Source organism: Bacillus sp. LNXM12-1, from assembly GCF_003004375.1.
Classification (GTDB): domain Bacteria; phylum Bacillota; class Bacilli; order Bacillales; family Bacillaceae; genus Bacillus.
In genome coordinates, this window is sequence record NZ_PVWX01000002.1 from 169,824 (window position 1) to 189,023 (window position 19,200).

Consider the following 19,200-nt stretch of genomic DNA (forward strand, 5'->3'; position numbering starts at 1 on the left):
TTTAAAAAGGAGACGATCATATGATTATTATTCATGCAGGGATGACCATTCATTCAGAAAAAGAAAACGTATTTCTAGAAGAAATCAATGCATTAATGAAAGCTTCACAAGCTGAAGAAGGCAATGTATCCTACAAGCTGTTCAAGGATACAGAAAAGGAAAATACCTTTTTAATGGTAGAAGTGTGGAAAGATGACGCTGCGGTTCAGAGCCATAATGCAAGTGCACATTTCCAAGCTTTCGTAGCGAAGGCAAAAGAATTCTTAGCCGCTCCACTTGACGTTGTTGCATTTCAAGGCCAGCAGCTTTCATAGTAAAACAACAAACACCCTAGGCGGGTATCGTCTAGGGTTCTTTTATTTTCGACACCTTGTTCCACCCATTTCAATCCCGTATTGTGCATTTTCCACAAAGTTTCTGAAAATAAAATGTTTTTCGACTTAAGTATATTGGAATATGCTAGAATGAGATATTATTTATTACCAAATTAGGGAGGAACTAATATGAAAAAAGGGAAATGGACGAGCATTGCACTAACAGCTGTCCTCAGTTTAGGCACATTGGCAGCTTTCAGCACCCCTCTATCTGCCCACACCACAGAGAAATCAACATCCTCAGATGGCGGTCATTATTCAGGTATTCCATTTGACGCAAGTGTCGTGAATGAAGACCGTCTCATCAAAGCCTTGAAAAAACAAGGAAAGATCAAAAAAAATGCCAATGAGGCAGAAACCCAAAAAGCATTAAAGAAATATCTAAAGAAAAAAGAAGAATCTGCCATGAAACAAAGTGCAAGCACCTTAACAGAAGAGCCTGAATTTCTGAAAGAATACAAACAAGAGGTACATAACAAATTAGCCAAAAAGAAAAAGTTAAAGAAGCATAAAGGAAAAGAAGGGAATCATGTAAAACCGGTCAAAAAGGAAAAGTATAAAGGCGATGTTCGCAATGATAAGGTATTGGTTTTATTAGTAGATTTTAAAGATTATAAGCATAATAGTATTAAAAAAGAAGAGACTGATATGTACTATGACAAGTACAATCAACAGCACTATCAAGATATGCTTTTCGGAAAAAATGGCTACATCGGTCCAGATGGTAAACGCAAAGTATCCATGAAGCAATATTATGAAAAGCAGTCCGGCGGTAGTTACACAATCAGTGGAACAGTTGCAGGATGGTATACAGCTAAGCATGAAGCAGCCTATTACGGTGGAAACGTACCAGACGAATCAGGCAGTGACGGCAAACCGCGTGAATTGGTGAAAGAAGTACTCGAAGCAGCAGCAAAAGACCCGAACATTGATCTCGGTGAATATGATCAATGGGACCGCTATGATATGGATGGAGACGGCGTTTATAACGAACCAGACGGCATCATTGACCATCTGATGGTCGTTCATGCTGGCGTAGGTGAAGAAGCTGGCGGCGGACAACTTGGCTCTAATGCGATTTGGTCGCACCGCTGGTCACTTGGTGATGTATTTGAAATTCCAAACACTGAATCTGAAGTCGGGCAAGGCGGAAAATTAGGTGCGTTAGATTACACTATCGAGCCTGAAGATGGCGCGGCAGGCGTGTTCACACATGAATTTGGACATGATCTTGGTCTTCCTGATGAGTACGATACACAGTACACAGGCGGAGGCGAGCCTGTTTCATACTGGTCGATCATGTCAAGCGGAAGCTGGGCAGGTAAAGTCCCTGGAACGGAACCAACAGGCTTTAGTCCATATGCGAAAGAAATGCTTCAAAACTTGCATGGTGGTAACTGGCTTACTGGACAAACCATTGATGGTAAAACATTAAAGAAAAGCAAAACAGTGCTGATTGATGAAGCAGCAACAAAAGGAACGAATCATGATGCGGTTCGAGTGGATTTACCAGATAAAGAGATTGTGGTCACAAAACCTGCTCAAGGACAATATTCGTACTTCAGCGGAACGGGTGACAATTTGAATGCGACCATGACAACAACAGGTATCGATTTGTCGAAGGGGAGCAAAGCAAAGCTTACATTTAAAGCATGGTACGATATCGAAGAAGATTATGATTATGCGTATGTAGAAGTACGTGAAACAGGAACTGATCAGTGGAAGACCATTGCTGGTAACATCACGAATGATCGAAATGAAGCAGGTGCGAACGAAGGCAATGGAATTGACGGAAAATCGGACGGATGGGTAGATGCAGCCTTTGATCTTTCTGCTTATGCAGGGAAGAAAATCGACCTGCAATTCCGCTATACAACCGATGCAGGCTATTCACTGCCAGGGTTATTTGTAGATGATTTAAACATCACAGCAGATGGGACGAAAGTGTGGTCAGATGATGCCGAGGGCACGTCTACTTTCACCTTTAACGGATTCTCAAAATCTAATGGAAAACAATATGCACCCCAATATTATTTGTTAGAGTGGCGCTCTTATGCTGACGTTGATAAAGGCTTAAAGCATATCAAACGTGGGGCAAGCCTCATGAGCTATAATAACGGTTTGGTCGTGTGGTATGTCGATCAATCCTATAGTGATAACTGGGTAGGAAATCACCCAGGGAACGGTTTCCTTGGGGTAGTAGATGCTGATCAGCAAGTATTGAAGTGGAGTGACGGCTCCATTGCTGCCACAGGCTTCCAAGTACATGATGCAGCATTTTCTTTGAATCCAAGTACGAAGCTGAATATTGATTATACAGCGACAACGGGCTTAACGTTGGCAGATCGCTATATTCGTCCGACTCGTACATTTAGTGATAAAAAGAATTATGTGAATCCAAATAATCCAGATGCAGGGCGTGATGTACCAACATACGGTCTATCCTTTAAAGTCGTTGGACAAAGTAAGGATCGTTCTGTTGGAAAGGTATTAATTTCTAAAAGTAACTAAACAGAAAGCCGGATTCTACCATTGAATCCGGCTTTTTGATATGGTAATAAAATGTTTTTGATGAAAAGGGCGGCTTTTTGGTCGAATGTCTGTTCTTTTTTATTTTGATATCCGAATGAAATCATTATATAATAGAGACTGGAAGGTTTTTCTTTCATACATGGTTCTTTTTTAGCTGTTAAAACAAAGGAAAGGATGAGCGTTACCAATGAGTTGTGTCACTGCTAAGCAATTGAAGGTGATTAGAGGGACGATGCAGACTTTTTGCAGCCATTTGGAGTATGATGGTCACGGTAAGCTTCATATCAATACCATCATGGCTTTTATTAAAAAGGAATTCGGTGTGAGAAAAATGAAAGACATTCCACAAAGCCGGTTTACTGAAGCGCTTGAATTAATACAAGACTTTGATTTATACACGGATAAAATAGAGATTCGTGATCGTCTATCAGAAAGGAATTAACTAAATTGAATATTTTAGCAATGATATTAGTAGGAATTGTCGCATTAGAACACATTGTCATTATGTTATTAGAAATGTTTTTTATGGAATCAAAGATGGCAAAGAGATCCTTTAAGCTGCCAGAACACTTGCAAAAGGATCCAAATGTAAAAGTGATGTTTGCCAATCAGGGGCTTTATAACGGGTTTTTAGCTGCAGGACTCATTTGGGGGCTCATTCTCGGATCGAATACTGTTGGATATATGATTCAGCTATTTTTCATTCTTTGTGTGATCATCGCTGCGGTATTTGGCGGTGTGACCTCTAATAAATCAATCATCATCAAGCAAGGAGTACCAGCGCTGCTTGCATTAATTGCGCTTATCCTGGCAATTTAACCATAAATAAAGCCGCCCTAGTGAGGGCGGCTTTTATCTTTTTCGAAGACCCATCAGACGAATAATGGATGTCAGACAAAGAGCAACGGCAACAGCCAAAATAATTTTTCCATACATGACCCCTGTTAGGTTCATCAAAAAGACGGCCAATATGATACAGAGCGTGATGATGATCATCACAATCGAATAGGTTTTCATCTCTTTTCCACTCCTTTTAAAGTCCCCTCACATCCGAGAGGTCTATCCATCTTACCTCATATGATATCACTCAATGACAATTTTACATGAAATTCCCTACCAATAGAATGTGACATATTGATTAGATTTGATGTCATGCCATATTTTTTAGAAAATCGGGTATACCATAAAGAGCTGCATTGAAGTTTAATTGCTTGATATTTAATTGTGCAAAATATAAAATAACCATATGATATATCGAAAGGATGATCAAGATGAGTAAGAAAGTGTTATTAGTATCGACAAGCAGTTCGGAAATGAACGGACATCCAACAGGCTTATGGCTAGAAGAATTGGCAGAGCCATTTCATATTTTTAAAGAAAATGAACTAGATGTCCAAATTGTCTCTATTCAAGGAGGCACTGTCCCTATTGATAAAAATTCCATTCCAGAAGGTGTTCCAGCGCAATATCAAGATGTATATGAATTACTTCAAGACACAAAGGCGCTTACAGATGTGAACCCAGCTGATTATGATGGCATCTTCTTTGCGGGAGGACACGGCCCAATGATCGACTTTGCATCTAATCAATTGGTAGCCGATGCAATCTTAGCCATTTCAGACAAAAATGGTGCAGTCGGAGCTGTTTGTCACGGTGTTTCAGCATTCGTTGATGTGAAGGATCAAGATGGCAAATCATTTATCGAAGGCAAAAAAATCACAGGCTTCACAAACGAAGAAGAGGAAGCTGTTCAGCTGACATCAAAGGTTCCATTTTTATTGGAAACAAAACTTCGTGAGCAAGGGGCAGCGTTTGAAAAAGGAGATGCCTTTGCACCATTCGCTGTAGTTGACGGGCAAATCATTACTGGACAAAACCCAGGTTCCAGCGCAGAAACAGCACGCCAGTTTGTTAAAACCATTTCATAAAATGATCAAAAACCAGTCGTAATATATGCGGCTGGTTTTTTTGTCATAAAGATGTCCTAAAAAAGACCAAAACAATGAATAGAATAATGGTAAAATATTAACAGGGCAAAAAACCCAATTAAGGAAAAAGGGGATGTTCCTGTGAGAGCATTTTATGTGAAAATCACTGCAGCTTTATTGTCTATTTTACTCGTCACAACAGGTTTATTTTCACCGGCATTAAAAGCAGAAGAAACACCGAAATCAGATGGGAAATTGTCAACACTGACGGAAAAAGCCATTCAGCAAGTGCAAGAGTCGTTTTTGAAGCAGGATCAAGGAACCGCTATCCAACAGAAGCAACTGAAAAAATCTTTTAAAGTAGATAAGAAAAATGGAATCAGTATCAAACGAAAAGCCGCTAAAGATGGCAAGATGCGTACATCTGCCATTCGCTCCATTGATGGACTAGCAATCAACCAATCGGTTGTCTTATCAGAGGACGACCCAGTTGATTTATGGTTTTTAAGCACATCTTCACCTCAGGCACTCATCAGCCGGATTACCTCTTCAAATCCCGATTATTTCGTTCAATTATTTGTTGTTGATTATGAAACAGGACAAGCGTACCCGACAGACCTGATTCAGCCGGCAGGCAGTCTCCTTGGTTTGACCAATTTACCAGCAGGTGACTACGCATTCGGTATCACAAGCGGTGGAGATTTCGGAGACTCTTACACGTTACAGGTGAATGCAAAAAACCCGCCCAATTTCACAGGGGCTGTATCCCTATCGTCAACCTTACAATACTTTGTAGCTGAGTATGCAAATGGGGATGTATTTGCCAATGGCGCAAAAGTATACAACAAGCAATCGAAGACAGCAGATTATGAATGGGAGCGTGTATTTTATTTCTCTTATGATGGTAAATACGAACAAAGAACCCATTCGATTTCAAGTGTAAAAGTGAAAAGCATTTCCGCTCCAGTGTCGTACTCAGCGCCTTATGCAAGCTCCTCAGAGGCCATTCTCGTCTACTTAGATGTGGAGACATTGTTTATGTACCATCAATCTTCATATGCAAGCGGTCAATATTACCACGATACCTTTGTAGATACACTTGGCAAGAAAACGCCAAGGTATTTAGATATTGATGATATGACAAATTACGGCGATCATATTTTAGCTGTTGATTTGAAAACAGGAAAGCCAATTGATTTCTTCAGTGTCCTTAATTTTTACTATGCCGCAGGGATCGAGAAGCTGCCAACGATCAAAACATTGAATTAAGAAAGGTGGTTGACATCAAATCACCACATGTGTAGAGTGAAGATAATTAAATGACAAAAGTCCACTAGGGGAGTCATGTATGACTGAGACAAGAAGAAATCTTGGACCCTTTGAACCTGATCTAGTTCGTACTAGCGGAGGGAAGTGGAGCTGGACCTTGTCTTATTCATGATTGAATCGATAAGAAGGCCGCTCCATTTGGGGTGGCTTTTTCATTTATTCAACTGAAGAAGAGGAGGCTTTTTTTATGACGTTTTCAGCGCAATTAAGAAAAGAAGCAGAACCATTATTTGAAGCCATTTATCAGCATCCGTTTGTCAGAGGCCTGGCAGCAGGAAAGCTGGAAAAGGAACAGATCATTCATTACGTCAAACAAGATGCAGAATACTTACATGCATTTATTAAAATTTATGCAGCGGCTCTAAGCAGATGTACAGACAAAGAAGATATTGCCTTTTTCCATCAGCAGATTGCGTTTGTACTAGATAGTGAGACGCACCCTCATCAAAATCTTTGCCGAGTGGCAGGTGTATCGTATGATGAGCTCCAAGGAGCTTCATTGGCTCCGAGTGCTCATCACTATATTCATCACATGCTGCAAGTCGCCCAGGAAGGCACGCTTGGGGAAATCATTGCTGTCCTGCTTCCATGTCCTTGGACATATTGGGAAATTGGAAAACGAATGCTCTCAGACGTGCAGCCTGACCCGTCACATCCGTTTTATGAGTGGATCACGTTTTATGGAGGGTTAACCGACTCTATTACAGTGGAGCTTTGCAAGCGGCTCGATCAGCTGGCGGAAGGAGCAAGTGAGAAGGAAAAGGAAAAAATGAAACAGCACTTTATCTTAAGCTGTCAGCTTGAGTACAAGTTTTGGGAAATGGCGTTTACGGTGGAAGAGTGGCCAGTTCCATTGCAGGTGCATTCATCATGACATGGAAGATGAAAGAAGTCGTCCTTGCTGTCATTTTATCCGTTGCGTGCGGTGTCATCTATTTAGGATGGTCCACACTTTACTTACCAATTACAGCACTAGTTGGCCCAGCAGGAGGCAACATCATGTTTGGCATTTGGGTGATTGCCAGTCCAATCGTCGCGTATATCATCCAAAAGCCGGGAGCTGCCCTGATTGCAGAAACAGCCGCTGCCGCTGTGGAATTACTGACAGGCAGCCACTTTGGTCTTTCAGCCCTGCTGATTGGTGTATGCCAAGGGCTTGGGGCAGAAATCGCCTTTGCTCTTTTTGGTTATAAACGATATCGCATGTGGACACTGATGCTGTCAGGTGCCTTTGCAGCTGTTGGAGCAATGGCATATAGCCTCGTTGCAAATGGCTTTGGTTATTACACGCCTCAAGTTTTACTCATCACACTGATGACTCAAATCATCAGCGGGATGATACTGGGCGGATGCTTAGCGAAAGTTGTGGTGGACGCATTATCCAAAACCGGTGTACTGAATCAATATGCCATCATGAAAGAAAAACGAAACAAAGGTGAACAGCATGGATTCATTTCTCGCGTGCAATAATCTCACTGTCCGTTTTTATGAACAGCCTCAGCCTGTTTTGCATCAAATCTCTCTTTCCATTCAAAAAGGAGAAAAGGTGCTTATTTTAGGACCAAGCGGGAGCGGTAAATCCACACTCATTTCAGTTCTGGCTGGGATTATTCCAGAACATATGGAAGCTGACATGCAGGGCGAAGTGATATTGCAAAGACATACAGGCGTCATGTTTCAAGATCCTGATTCCCAGTTTTGTATGCACCGCGTCAATGAAGAAATTGCCTTTAGCTTAGAGAACCGTTCCGTCCCTCGTGAAGAGATGGATGACATCATTCAGCAGCTCATGCAAAAAGTCCAACTCGATGTCGATCCGAATACAGACATTCATACATTATCTGGGGGCATGAAGCAGCGATTGGCACTTGCTTGTTTACTAGCGTTAGAGCCAGATGTGCTGTTCTTTGATGAACCGACCGCACAGCTTGATCCAGCAGGCAGAATGGAGATATTTCAGCTTCTACAGCAGCTTGCAGGTGATCAGCGACAAACCATGATTTTTGTAGAGCATGTGCTAGATGGTGTCATCGAATGGATGGACCGGGTGATTTTATTAGACGATCAAGGCAGCATTTTAGCAGAGGGGCCTCCAAAAGATGTGTTCGCGACATATGAAGAAGAAATGAAAGAGGCAGGGATTTGGCGGCCGAAATTATTTCCCGAGAAATGGTCCACAATTATTCAAGACCCATTTCATCCAATGAGTCAAACGCTTATGCAAACCTTTGAAGCAAGAAAAGAGCAGCGTAAAAAAGTGCCGTCGACTGAGCGAGAGACCATCATTCGCACAGAAGATCTTCAATTAAGCTATGGAAAAAAAAGGATTATGAGTGACCTTCAGCTGGATATCAAAGCAGGGGATTGGGTGGCGATAATTGGGGAAAATGGAAGTGGGAAAAGCACATGTCTCAAACATTTAGTCCGTTTAGAGCCAATGAAAAAAGGCAGCATTTTCTTAAAAGAGACACCCCTCAAAAAGTGGTCTGACCGACGACTATATGAAAAAACAGGCTTTGTGTTTCAAAATCCGGAGCTTCAATTCATACAAGACACAGTCTACGATGAAATCGCATTTGGTGGAAGACAACGAAATTGGCCAGAATCCGTTGTGCAAGAAAAAACAGTTCAGCTATTGGAAGAGTTCGGTTTAGAGAAGCATGCAAAAGCGCATCCTTTCACCTTAAGCTTAGGTCAAAAAAGAAGATTGAGTGTGGCCACAATGCTCCTTTTTGATCAGGATGTACTATTGTTAGACGAACCGACTTTCGGGCAGGATGAAAGAACGGCGAAGGAATTAATGAGGCGTTTGAAAGAGCGTCAATGCCAAGGCACCACCATTTTGATGGTCACACATGATATGGACCTCGTCGATAAGTGTGCCGATCAAGTGCTTCTTTTTCACCAAGGAAAGCATGTGTATGATGGCACGCCTTATGATTTATTTTCAAATCAGGAACTTGTCGATGCTTATCAGCTGAGAGCCCCTTTGCATTATCGCTATGTGGCTGAAAGAAAGGACGTGCTGACGATTGCAAAGTAATCACTCCTTTCTTTCCAATGTGAATCCAGTCATCAAATTACTCGCTCATCTGCTTGCGATGTGTTGTCTCATGGCGATATCTGACCCTAAAACAACCTTCATCATCTGGCTGTTTGCACTTGGTATTGGACTTGTCTTAGGCGGATGGAATATGAAGTATCTTTTCACAAGACTTGTCCCTTATCTGCTCTTTTTTATTCTCGTATTTTGGATGATGGCGGCCTTTGGCAAGGGGGATCATACTGTTTGGAAGTGGGCATGGTTTCATATTACAGAGGAGAGTTTGAAAAATGGCCTTACCATTTCTTTCAGAATGCTTGGCTTTGTGACATTCGGTCTCCTTTTTACGTCCACAACAGATTTGACGGCCTTTATGATGAGCTTAATACATCAATGCCGAATGTCCCCAAAATGGGCATATGGGATGCTTGCCGGCTTCCGGTTTATCCCGTTATTTCAAAGTGAATTAAAGCAAATGAAGGCAGCACATAAAATCAGAGGCTATAAGCAAAAAAACAGCTGGAAAGCCTTTATGCGTTATGCACTTCCTCTTTTTACGCAGGGCGTACGAAAATCAGAGCGCTTAGCGATTGCGATGGAAGCACGAGGTTTCACGGGGGCGAGGGAGCGGACGTATTATCATGTCATCAGCACTTCGTGGATCGACTATATGTATCTTTTGCTCATCGGTATCAGTGTCTTGATGTGCATGTCCTTTTTTTAAAAATACCCACATTCTATTGATAGAATGTGGGCTTTTTATATGTCTTAGGTCATTTGATTGATATTAGTGCACATTACAGGCTGTAATAGACCTTATAACGAACCGATAAAGAGGATGTACTGAGAAAAAGAGAGGATGAACGTGAGCGAATGTCACAGAGAATTGATAACATAATAGACGCTTTACCAATCATTGGACTAGCTATGAGAGAGCAACTAACCTTTTCTGTTTTAGGGAAAGAGAAGGTTCTTTATTATCAGCAACATGGGAACATTGACTTAGGGTTTAAAGCTGGGGACATAGTAGCTCCAGGGTTCGAAAACTTTTCTATGTTGAAAAATGGGAGAGAGCCATCGTTTATCCAAATTCCGAAAGAGGTATACGGGATTCCAATGGATATTGTAGCCGTTCCAATTAAAGATGAGACGGGTCAAGTAGTCGCTGCTTTCTGCGTGGCCTATGACCAGACCAATCAACAACGATTAGATCACATCATGACGGAGAGCAACCAAGCTTCCGAAAAACTAGTCGCAATGGTTCAGCAAGTTGCCGCACATTCAGAGGAACTACAAGCGACAAGTGAACAAATTCTACAAAACACGAAAACCACTGTAGAAAATTCCTCTAAAATCAATCAAGTGTCCAATCTTATAAAAGGTATCTCTGATCAAACGAACTTACTTGGACTCAACGCATCAATTGAAGCTGCAAGAGTAGGTGAAGCAGGAGCAGGCTTCGGAGTGGTCGCAACGGAAGTGAGAAAGCTGTCAACTCACGCCAAACAAGCGACGACGGATATTGAAACAGCGCTAAAAGATGTGCAGGGATCGATTAAAGGAATGGAAGAAGAAATAGCACAAATTGTCGCTTCCTCTGAGCATCAAGCAGAGCTTGTAGGCACGTTCACAAAAATTATTGAAGGTCTTCATGAAACAAATGAAACGATGAAATCACTGGCAGAAGACTTAGTGAACTATCAAGTGAAATAAAAAATACCGACCAAAACCTCCAGATGAATCGGAGGTTTTTTTACGTTTTAAGGTGGGCAAGTTGTTCGGATAATGACCGATTTATCGCTGACAGGCAGGGTACACTTCTGTATGATAGAAAAAGAGATACTAGTCTGGTCAGTAGACCTATTCATAAGGAGGAAGACCATCGTGACACAATCAGCGAAGCTGCAAGAAATAATAGCACCTTACCGTACAATGTTAGATCAAACTGAACAACCAATGATTCAATTACAGATGAAACAAGGAAAAACAGGACCATACGACAGCAAAATTGCAGGCGATCCTTACTTCCCAAAAAACGACGAATATCCAGTTGATGGTGAAGGGCACCCTATGAAGCTTTTGGCACAAATAAATTTTGGACAGCTGCCGAAGCTGAAGGATTATCCAGAAACAGGGCTTCTGCAAATTTTTATTTCTGTGCATGATGATCTTTATGGGATGAATATTGACCATAAAACAGAGCAAAAAAATTTTCGGATCAAATTTATTGAGGAACCTTTCTTGGCAGAAGAAGAGTTGTTGACTGATTTTTCTTTTGTGAAAATTCCTGATGATTTTTATTTTCCTGTGACAAAGGAAGGCGTCATTACAGGTGAACGATCAAGTGAAACGATTAGTGTAGAAGATTTCCGCTTTGAGAAAATCACAGGTAAGCGCAGCTGGGACCTATTCGAAGATGTAAAAGGCATTGATGGAGATGAAGCGGATGCCTTGCTAGATGAATTTCATGATGCAGCGAGTGGCTTTGGTCACAAATTGGGCGGATATCCAGGCTTTACACAAGAGGACCCGCGTACCTATGAAGACCAGGAACATACCGTTCTGTTATTACAAATCGATTCAGATGATGAAGTAGATCTGTTGTGGGGAGATTGCGGAATCGCCAACTTTTTTATCAAACCAGAAGACCTCAAACGAAAAAATTTCGAGAATGTCGTCTATAATTGGGATTGCTCCTAATTTTGTAAAAAACACTCTTTAAGCACTCTTTTTAGAGTGTTTTTGTGTATGTTTTTAGACTTTTTTGCCCCTATTTTGTCATTTTTGAGAGGTAATATGTCATTCTTTCTAGTTGACCGTATCAAAAAAAAATGTAAAATCATCTTAAAGTCCTCTTTTTTGAAGATAATAATAAAATGACATATCAATCTACAATGAGATGCTCGAAAAAGTGGAATGTACTGGGGGGTATCAATTGATCATTTCGAAAGTAATCAATAATAATGTGGTCAGTGCGTATGATGACGAGCAGCATGAGCTGGTCATTATGGGCAGAGGGATCGCTTTTCAAAAGAAAAGTGGAGATCCGATTGACGAAGAACGTATTGAAAAAGTATTTTCCATTCAAAATAAAGATATATCAGAAAAATTCAAAACCCTGCTTTATGATATTCCAATCGAGTATATGCAAGTGTGTGAGGCGATTATTGATCATGCGAGAACAACCCTTAATAAAAATTTGAATGACAGCATCTATGTGACGCTCACGGATCATATCACCTTTGCTATTGAACGTCATCAAAAAGGAATGGACATCAAAAATGCTTTGCTCTGGGAAATCAAGCGGTTGTACAAAGAAGAGTTCATGTGTGGTGTAGAAGCGATCCGGATTATTCAGGACAAGCTTAACATTCATCTTCCTGAGGATGAAGCCGGTTTTATTGCCATGCATATTGTCAATGCAGAGCTCAATGAAGAAATGCCAAACGTGATTCAAATTACCAAACTCATTCAAGATATTTTAAATATCGTCAAGTATCACTTTCAAATTGATTTAGACGAGGAATCATTAAATTATTTCCGTTTTGTCACGCATTTGAAGTTTTTTGGACAGCGTCTGTTTAACGAAACACAAATGGAAAATCAAAATGAATTCCTGTATGAAGTAGTAAAAGAAAAAAACACCGCAGCTTTTCAATGCGCTGAAAAAATTAACGATTATGTTCAAAAAGAATACAACCGAAGTCTCATAGAAGATGAGATGCTATATTTAACTTTGCATATCGACAGAGTGGTAAAAAGAAAATAAATTCAAAAAGAAAGCGTTGACATCATAAAATTAACATGATAATTTATAACTATAAACGAAATAACCCACAATCTTTTAGGATTGTTACTGGTCAAGCAGGCAAAACCTAAATCATTGTCCCTATCTTTGATAAGGCGTGATTTAGGTTTTTTTATATCTAAAGACTTATAAAAATTAAATAACGATCAATCGCTATGAAGGATTGTTACTGGTTAAGCAGGCAAAACCTAAATATCGATTAATGTCTGAATTGCTATTTCTCGGACATTAATGGATGTTTAGGTTTTTTCTATATCATGATTTAATCAACGATTGGAGGGTAATACAATGAACCACAAACAAACAGCAAAAGAAGTTCTAGAGCTTGTCGGCGGTGAAAAGAACGTCAAGCACGTCACGCATTGTATGACAAGACTTCGCTTCAACTTATACGATGAAGGCAAAGCGGATAAAGAGAAGCTGCAATCAACAGACGGCGTCATGGGTGTGAATCAAAGCGGAGGCCAATATCATGTCATTATCGGCAATGATGTTTCAAATGTCTATCAAGCGATGATTGCTGACTCAGGACTGTCAACAGATGTAAAGTCAGGCGGTACAGAAGAAGCATCAAAACAAAATGTGATATCAAAACTTTTCGATTTTATCTCTGGTGTCTTCACGCCGATTCTTCCAGCCATCGCTGGAGCCGGTATGATCAAAGGGATATTGGCACTCATGCTTACGTTCCAGTGGATATCAGATAAAAGCAGTACGTATGCAATTTTAACAGCCATCGGAGACGGAGCCTTTTACTTCTTACCGATTCTACTAGCTGTAAGCGTAGCCAAAAAACTTGGCACAAATCAGTATATTGCCGCTGCCATTGCAGCAGCCGCACTGCACCCGCAGTTAACTGCTTTACTGGGCGCGGGAAATACAGAATTTCTAGGCTTGCCAGTGGTTTCTGTTGTGTACTCTTCATCGGTGATTCCAATTCTACTCACCATCTGGCTCGGTTCATATGTTGAAAGATTTGCAGAAAAATATAGTCCGAAATCATTAAAGATCATCCTTGTTCCAACGGTCACACTTCTTGTCGTTGTACCAATTATGCTCATCGCTGTTGGACCGCTTGGTGGGATTATCGGAAATGGTCTTTCAGGTGGAATTGATTTATTGTTTAAACATGCAGGTATTTTGGCCGGACTCTTGATCGGCGGCTTCATGTCACCATTGATCATTACGGGTATGCACTATGCACTACTTCCAATCATGATCAACAACATTACGTTAAACGGTTTTGACTACATTCTCCCAATGATGTTTGTAGCGAATATGGCCCAAGCAGGCGCAGCATTCGGTGTCTTCTTGAGATCAAAAAACAAAACTTTCAAATCATTGGCGATGTCTACAAGTATCACAGCATTAATGGGTATTACTGAACCTGCTATGTATGGTGTGAACATGCGATTGAAAAAACCGTTCTTTGCAGCCCTCATTGGTGCAGCAGCAGGCGGCGTGTTCATGTCGATCTTTAAAGTAAAATCATATGTGGTGTCGGGATCAGCAGGTATTCCAGGTATCCCAACATTCGTTGGCCCAACATTTGTCTACTCTATCATTGGATTGGTCATCGGTTTTGTTGTAGCAACCATCATGACACTTGTTCTAGGGTTCAAAGATGTACCAGTGAAAGATGATACAAAGGCAGACAAACCAGAAGAGAAGAAAGATACAGCAACGCTTCAAAATGAAGTGGTACAAAGCCCGCTTGAAGGTCAACTAAAGCCGCTAAATCAAGTCAATGATGCAACATTCTCTAATGAAATCATGGGTAAAGGTGCAGCCATTGTCCCAACAGTTGGACGTGTTGTAGCACCGTTCAACGGTAAGGTTGAAACCATTTTTCAAACGAAACATGCCATTGGCTTAAAGAGTGACCAAGGCACAGAGCTTCTCATCCATGTTGGAATTGATACGGTGAAGCTCGGCGGAAAACATTTCACAAGTCATGTAGAGTCAGGTGATCTTGTTCAAGCAGGAGATGTGCTCGTTGAATTTGATATCGAGGGCATTCAGCAAGAAGGCTATGATGTCACCACACCAATTATTGTGACCAACACAAACGATTTTGCACAAGTTGATGCGAAAACAGAAGGCACGATTTCAGTACAAGAGACACTGCTCACAGTCAGTGTAGAAGAAAATGAGGAGGGCATTCAACATGAACAAGTTAGAAAAAACATTTCCTAAAGGTTTTTTATGGGGCGGCGCTGTTGCGGGCAACCAAATTGAAGGTGCTTATAATAAAGATGGAAAAGGCTTATCGACAGCTGATGTATCACCACACGGGATTATGCATCCATTCGATGAATCAATGAAAGACTTGAACTTATATCATGATGCGATTGACTTCTACCATCGCTATAAAGAAGATATTGCACTCTTTGCAGAAATGGGATTCAAATGCTTCAGACTATCCATTTCTTGGCCGCGTATTTTCCCAAATGGCGACGATGCTGAACCAAATGAAGCAGGCCTTGCTTTTTATGACAGAGTATTTGATGAACTGCATAAACATGGAATTGAACCAGTTGTCACGATTTCTCATTATGAAATGCCGCTTGCACTTGTGAAAAACTACGGCGGTTGGAGAAACCGTAAGCTTGTCGATCTTTATGAAACATACGCGAAAACGTTGTTTACTCGCTATAAAGACAAAGTGAAATATTGGATGACCTTTAATGAAATCAACGTCGTGTTACATGCGCCTTTCACTGGCGGCGGACTTGTATTTGAAGAGGATGATGACGAGAAAAGCATTCAATATCAAGCAGCGCATCACCAATTTGTTGCAAGTGCTTTAGCTGTCAAAGCAGGACACGAAATCATTCCTGATGCGAAAATCGGCTGTATGATTGCAGCGATGACGACTTATCCGTACAGCTCAAGACCAGAAGATATGTTTGCTGCAATGGATCAGGATCGTAAAACATTGTTCTTCTCAGATGTACAGGCAAGAGGCTACTACCCAGGTTACATGAAACGATACTTCCGCGAAAATGGAATTCATATTGAGTTCCAAGATGGTGATGAAGACATCCTAAGAAACCATACAGTGGACTATATTGGCTTCAGCTATTATATGAGTTTTGTGACAAGTACAGATCCAGAGGTTCTTGGACAAGTTACTGGTGGTAACCTATTTGAAGGCGTGAAAAACCCTTATCTAGAAGCAAGTGATTGGGGCTGGCAAATTGATCCAAAAGGACTTCGTACAACACTAAACCAGCTATATGACCGCTACCAAAAACCATTGTTTATTGTAGAAAATGGATTGGGAGCTGTCGATCAAGTAGAAGAAGACGGATCCATTCAAGACGATTACCGAATTGATTACCTCAGAAGTCATTTGCTAGAGGCGAGAGAAGCCATTGCAGATGGAGTAGACTTGATGGGTTATACAAGCTGGGGCCCAATTGACCTTGTCAGCGCATCAACAGCTGAAATGAAAAAGCGCTACGGCTTCATATATGTTGACCGTGATAACGAAGGAAAAGGTACATTAGATAGAAAGAAAAAGAAAAGCTTTGATTGGTATAAACAAGTGATTGCGACAAATGGTGATCATTTAGATGCATAAAAGAAAAAGACAAACCGTTCATACTGCGGTTTGTCTTTTTTTCGTCAAGGGGACTATGAAGTCCACACTTGATCTGCAATCTCAATCACATGACGCAGCTTCTCCCATTGCTGCTCTTCTGTTAACAGATTGCCTTCCTCCGTTGAGGCGAACCCGCATTGCGGACTCAAGCAAATCTGGTTAATGTCGACATATTGAGCCGCTTCCTCGATCCGTTTTTTAATCTGTTCAGCCGGCTCAAGCTCACCATATTTTGAAGTGACAAGCCCTAGTACGATTTGGAGGTTTGGGTTCTTCACATAGCGTAGGGGTTCAAAACCGCCAGAACGATCGTCGTCGAATTCTAAAAAGAGACCATCCAGATCTAAGCCGGCGAAAATTGTTTCTGCCGCTGCTTCATAACCGCCTTCAGCTGCCCACGTCGATTTAAAGTTACCACGACAAATGTGCATAGTGATCACCAAATCCTCTGGACGATCGGCAACCGCTTCATTGATTGTTTTCGCAAATGACTCACGCAGTTCATCTTCTTCTCGGCCAAAGGCTTCGATTTGTTCATGACCTTTTTCAGAAAAGAACACCGCCCATGCTGTATCATCGAGCTGTAAGTAGCGGCAGCCTGCATCATAAAAAGCACGGATGGCTTTCTTATACGCCTGTGCCACATCATGGTGGAATGCCTCTAGGCTGTCGTATACTCCTTCTTCAAGTTTTCCACGGAAAAAGAGCATATTCGGACTTGGAATCGTCATTTTAGCCGTATGATCACCAGCGATGCTTTGAAGGAAACGGTAATCCTCCAGCATTGGATGATCTGTAAAGTCAATCTTGTCCGTTACCTTGATGCCACGCGCTTTTGTTGTCGTATTGTGGAATTGAATACCTTGATCCGCTTCAAATCCTTCGACCCCATCTAATCCCTCAAGAAAGTCAAAATGCCACCATGCACGTCTGAATTCTCCATCTGTGACAACCTCTAATCCAATTTCTTTTTGTTTCTCCACAATGCGTGTAATTTCTTCATTTTCAATTTGTCGGAGCTGCTCTGCTGTCAGCGTACCGTCTGCCTTTTGCTTGCGTGCTTCCTTGATACGTTCTGAACGAAGTAAGCTGCCTACTTGATCTGCGCGAAATGGCGGTTTCGTTGTTTTCTTTCCAATGGTTTGTACTTGTGTCATGCTGAATCCCTTCTTTCTACAGGTTAAAAATCAAATAAAAAAGCTCTTCCTTGGATAAGGAAGAGCATCATATACTGAGAGAACTCTGCCTTATCTTCAAACAAGCATCTGCTTGTTTAAGGAATTAGCACCATTCTGTTCCGAGGAACAGCGGTTGCCGGGTTTCACAGGGCCAGTCCCTCCACCACTCTTAATAAGGTTACCTTTTGATTCAATTTTCTTAATAAACATAATTATTCAACTTTTTCGAGAGAAAGTCAATGGTTTTTACTGTTTAATTTTCTACATAAACAAATAATGGTAAACAAACCCGAAGTGGAAAAAGGAAGAATAATATGGAAAAAGTGCTTCTTTTGGTTCTTTTGTCATGGTATACTCAATTGGTAATAGACAAAAATGGGGGTTTTTACTATGACAATGAAAAAAGGCCTAATAATCAGCCTGCTCATTTTTTCGCTGATTGTTTCGTTGTTTGCGCCAGTTGGATCTGCGGATGCCAAACAAGCAAAAAAAGCAAAAGTAAGCACACACTATTATAAAAAGAAAAAAACATTCAAATATGCACAGGTGAAAAACCTAAGCAAGTCGCATATGAAAACCATCAATCGTGATTTAAAAGAAGATATCGCATTCTCTTATTCTACGTACTTGTTCTTAAAGGACGAAGCGAAAAAGGAAGGCTTTGGGAAGATCACGTACGAAAGATCGTTTAAAACGAAATTTAACAATGGGAAGAAGCTCAGTATCTTAAACTATGACTACATGAATGATGGTGGAATGCATGGGGATACGATGGTTTCCAGCATGAACTATGTGTTAACAAAGAAAAAGACAAAACAGCTGTTTTTTACAGATGTTGTGAAAACGAAGAAAAAGCGTACGAAAGTTAGAGATTATGTCTATAACTATACAAAGAAACATAAAAGCAAATTCTATGCGAACCTGAAAAAAAGTGACATTGAAATCAACTACAACACGCAGTATTACTTCACGAAAAAGGGAATTGCTGTTGTCTTCCAGCCATATGAAATTTCACCTTATTATGTAGGAATTCCTATGATTCAAGTTCCTGCGAAGGTATATAAATAAAAAGAAAAACGGCCAATGAATCTGGTCGTTTTTTGTTATTTACTCAAACAAAAAGAGCCCCTCATGAGGCTCTCTCTTTAGATTTATACTTGTTTAGGTGCATCATTTAGTGGATGACGGCGTTTTCCGTTGTAGTGGCGGCGCATACGAAAGATTTCAAACTCCGAAAGCTCTGCGCTTTTTCGTTTTGGTGTGCGGTTATCTTTTTTGAAAGAGAATAGTAAGTAGCAGCAAAGTGAAGCGATAATCAATAAAATCATCATATGACATTCCTCCAATTCATCCTATTCTTTAGTGTAGACAGGGTGAGTGATGTTTATAACTGAAAATAAG

The 19,200-nt window shown here is 40.8% G+C and carries 19 protein-coding genes and 2 riboswitches; of the genes, 16 read left to right on the plus strand and 3 right to left on the minus strand.

Annotated features, from left to right (window positions below; all coding sequences use genetic code 11):
- Positions 1 to 20 precede the first annotated feature (20 nt).
- From C6Y07_RS08320 to C6Y07_RS08340, 4 genes are all read left to right on the plus strand, one after another.
- Positions 21 to 314 (plus strand): putative quinol monooxygenase, encoded by a 294-nt coding sequence (locus tag C6Y07_RS08320; RefSeq protein ID WP_106048024.1) that lies wholly within the window; start codon positions 21 to 23, stop codon positions 312 to 314.
- Positions 315 to 503: 189 nt separating this feature from the next.
- Entirely contained in the window at positions 504 to 2,885 is a 2,382-nt protein-coding gene (locus tag C6Y07_RS08325) for an immune inhibitor A domain-containing protein (RefSeq protein WP_066031529.1), read from the plus strand.
- A 208-nt stretch (positions 2,886 to 3,093) separates the two neighbouring features.
- A complete protein-coding gene (locus C6Y07_RS08335; protein ID WP_012011773.1) occupies positions 3,094 to 3,348 on the plus strand; it encodes an ORF6C domain-containing protein in 255 nt (84 codons plus the stop codon).
- A gap of 5 nt (positions 3,349 to 3,353) precedes the next feature.
- Positions 3,354 to 3,725: a DUF1304 domain-containing protein gene (locus C6Y07_RS08340; RefSeq protein WP_034660494.1), complete on the plus strand. Its 372-nt coding sequence runs from the start codon at positions 3,354 to 3,356 to the stop codon at positions 3,723 to 3,725.
- Between the two features lie 33 nt (positions 3,726 to 3,758).
- Here C6Y07_RS08340 and C6Y07_RS18905 read toward each other — a convergent pair whose 3' ends face one another.
- Positions 3,759 to 3,923 (minus strand): hypothetical protein, encoded by a 165-nt coding sequence (locus C6Y07_RS18905; RefSeq protein ID WP_003214630.1) that lies wholly within the window; start codon positions 3,921 to 3,923, stop codon positions 3,759 to 3,761.
- A 254-nt stretch (positions 3,924 to 4,177) separates the two neighbouring features.
- Here C6Y07_RS18905 and C6Y07_RS08345 point away from each other — a divergent pair, with 254 nt between their 5' ends.
- From C6Y07_RS08345 to bglH, 11 genes are all read left to right on the plus strand, one after another.
- Positions 4,178 to 4,834: a type 1 glutamine amidotransferase domain-containing protein gene (locus C6Y07_RS08345; RefSeq protein WP_106156569.1), complete on the plus strand. Its 657-nt coding sequence runs from the start codon at positions 4,178 to 4,180 to the stop codon at positions 4,832 to 4,834.
- A 141-nt stretch (positions 4,835 to 4,975) separates the two neighbouring features.
- Positions 4,976 to 6,103, plus strand: coding sequence for a hypothetical protein (locus C6Y07_RS08350; RefSeq protein ID WP_106156571.1), 1,128 nt, complete (start codon positions 4,976 to 4,978; stop codon positions 6,101 to 6,103).
- A 56-nt stretch (positions 6,104 to 6,159) separates the two neighbouring features.
- Positions 6,160 to 6,263: riboswitch (TPP riboswitch) on the plus strand.
- A gap of 87 nt (positions 6,264 to 6,350) precedes the next feature.
- Positions 6,351 to 7,037, plus strand: a complete 687-nt coding sequence (gene tenA / locus C6Y07_RS08355) for a thiaminase II (RefSeq protein ID WP_106071993.1) — start codon at positions 6,351 to 6,353, stop codon at positions 7,035 to 7,037.
- Entirely contained in the window at positions 7,034 to 7,633 is a 600-nt protein-coding gene (locus tag C6Y07_RS08360) for an ECF transporter S component (RefSeq protein WP_034660488.1), read from the plus strand. Before tenA ends, C6Y07_RS08360 begins: the two co-directional genes overlap by 4 nt.
- A complete protein-coding gene (locus C6Y07_RS08365) occupies positions 7,608 to 9,206 on the plus strand; it encodes an ABC transporter ATP-binding protein (protein WP_060597608.1) in 1,599 nt (532 codons plus the stop codon). Before C6Y07_RS08360 ends, C6Y07_RS08365 begins: the two co-directional genes overlap by 26 nt.
- Positions 9,196 to 9,930 (plus strand): energy-coupling factor transporter transmembrane component T family protein, encoded by a 735-nt coding sequence (locus tag C6Y07_RS08370; RefSeq protein ID WP_060597607.1) that lies wholly within the window; start codon positions 9,196 to 9,198, stop codon positions 9,928 to 9,930. Before C6Y07_RS08365 ends, C6Y07_RS08370 begins: the two co-directional genes overlap by 11 nt.
- Positions 9,931 to 10,463: 533 nt before the next feature.
- Complete coding sequence (locus C6Y07_RS19275; RefSeq protein ID WP_258395123.1) at positions 10,464 to 10,919, plus strand: methyl-accepting chemotaxis protein; 456 nt, start codon at positions 10,464 to 10,466, stop codon at positions 10,917 to 10,919.
- 171 nt (positions 10,920 to 11,090) lie between these two features.
- Complete coding sequence (locus tag C6Y07_RS08380) at positions 11,091 to 11,906, plus strand: YwqG family protein (protein WP_060597606.1); 816 nt, start codon at positions 11,091 to 11,093, stop codon at positions 11,904 to 11,906.
- 235 nt (positions 11,907 to 12,141) lie between these two features.
- Positions 12,142 to 12,975 carry a BglG family transcription antiterminator LicT gene (gene licT / locus C6Y07_RS08385; protein WP_034660482.1) on the plus strand — a complete coding sequence of 278 codons (834 nt, stop codon included), beginning with the start codon at positions 12,142 to 12,144 and terminating at the stop codon, positions 12,973 to 12,975.
- Positions 12,976 to 13,302: 327 nt separating this feature from the next.
- On the plus strand, positions 13,303 to 15,210 hold the full coding sequence (locus C6Y07_RS08390) for a beta-glucoside-specific PTS transporter subunit IIABC (protein WP_060597605.1): 1,908 nt from the start codon (positions 13,303 to 13,305) through the stop codon (positions 15,208 to 15,210).
- Positions 15,182 to 16,600 (plus strand): aryl-phospho-beta-d-glucosidase, encoded by a 1,419-nt coding sequence (bglH, locus tag C6Y07_RS08395; RefSeq protein WP_106071295.1) that lies wholly within the window; start codon positions 15,182 to 15,184, stop codon positions 16,598 to 16,600. Before C6Y07_RS08390 ends, bglH begins: the two co-directional genes overlap by 29 nt.
- Before the next feature lie 53 nt (positions 16,601 to 16,653).
- Here bglH and C6Y07_RS08400 read toward each other — a convergent pair whose 3' ends face one another.
- Positions 16,654 to 17,778, minus strand: a complete 1,125-nt coding sequence (locus tag C6Y07_RS08400; RefSeq protein ID WP_060597603.1) for a 5-methyltetrahydropteroyltriglutamate--homocysteine S-methyltransferase — start codon at positions 17,776 to 17,778, stop codon at positions 16,654 to 16,656.
- 87 nt (positions 17,779 to 17,865) lie between these two features.
- A riboswitch (SAM riboswitch) is annotated at positions 17,866 to 17,978 on the minus strand.
- A 211-nt stretch (positions 17,979 to 18,189) separates the two neighbouring features.
- Between C6Y07_RS08400 and C6Y07_RS08405 the strand changes: the two genes are divergently transcribed.
- On the plus strand, positions 18,190 to 18,867 hold the full coding sequence (locus C6Y07_RS08405) for a DUF3298 and DUF4163 domain-containing protein (protein WP_106071996.1): 678 nt from the start codon (positions 18,190 to 18,192) through the stop codon (positions 18,865 to 18,867).
- An 83-nt stretch (positions 18,868 to 18,950) separates the two neighbouring features.
- Here C6Y07_RS08405 and C6Y07_RS08410 read toward each other — a convergent pair whose 3' ends face one another.
- Positions 18,951 to 19,130 (minus strand): hypothetical protein, encoded by a 180-nt coding sequence (locus C6Y07_RS08410; RefSeq protein ID WP_003215411.1) that lies wholly within the window; start codon positions 19,128 to 19,130, stop codon positions 18,951 to 18,953.
- Positions 19,131 to 19,200 lie beyond the last annotated feature (70 nt).

Bases quoted from the DNA above. Each gene is read 5' to 3' on its own strand.
- bglH (WP_106071295.1), top strand. From the start codon at position 15,182: ATGAACAAGTTAGAAAAAACATTTCCTAAAGGTTTTTTATGGGGCGGC.
- C6Y07_RS08400 (WP_060597603.1), bottom strand. From the start codon at position 17,778: ATGACACAAGTACAAACCATTGGAAAGAAAACAACGAAACCGCCATTT.
- C6Y07_RS08335 (WP_012011773.1), top strand. From the start codon at position 3,094: ATGAGTTGTGTCACTGCTAAGCAATTGAAGGTGATTAGAGGGACGATG.
- C6Y07_RS08325 (WP_066031529.1), top strand. From the start codon at position 504: ATGAAAAAAGGGAAATGGACGAGCATTGCACTAACAGCTGTCCTCAGT.
- C6Y07_RS08410 (WP_003215411.1), bottom strand. From the start codon at position 19,130: ATGATGATTTTATTGATTATCGCTTCACTTTGCTGCTACTTACTATTC.
- C6Y07_RS08360 (WP_034660488.1), top strand. From the start codon at position 7,034: ATGACATGGAAGATGAAAGAAGTCGTCCTTGCTGTCATTTTATCCGTT.
- tenA (WP_106071993.1), top strand. From the start codon at position 6,351: ATGACGTTTTCAGCGCAATTAAGAAAAGAAGCAGAACCATTATTTGAA.
- C6Y07_RS08320 (WP_106048024.1), top strand. From the start codon at position 21: ATGATTATTATTCATGCAGGGATGACCATTCATTCAGAAAAAGAAAAC.
- C6Y07_RS08345 (WP_106156569.1), top strand. From the start codon at position 4,178: ATGAGTAAGAAAGTGTTATTAGTATCGACAAGCAGTTCGGAAATGAAC.
- C6Y07_RS08405 (WP_106071996.1), top strand. From the start codon at position 18,190: ATGACAATGAAAAAAGGCCTAATAATCAGCCTGCTCATTTTTTCGCTG.
- C6Y07_RS08390 (WP_060597605.1), top strand. From the start codon at position 13,303: ATGAACCACAAACAAACAGCAAAAGAAGTTCTAGAGCTTGTCGGCGGT.
- C6Y07_RS08365 (WP_060597608.1), top strand. From the start codon at position 7,608: ATGGATTCATTTCTCGCGTGCAATAATCTCACTGTCCGTTTTTATGAA.
- C6Y07_RS18905 (WP_003214630.1), bottom strand. From the start codon at position 3,923: ATGAAAACCTATTCGATTGTGATGATCATCATCACGCTCTGTATCATA.
- C6Y07_RS19275 (WP_258395123.1), top strand. From the start codon at position 10,464: ATGGTTCAGCAAGTTGCCGCACATTCAGAGGAACTACAAGCGACAAGT.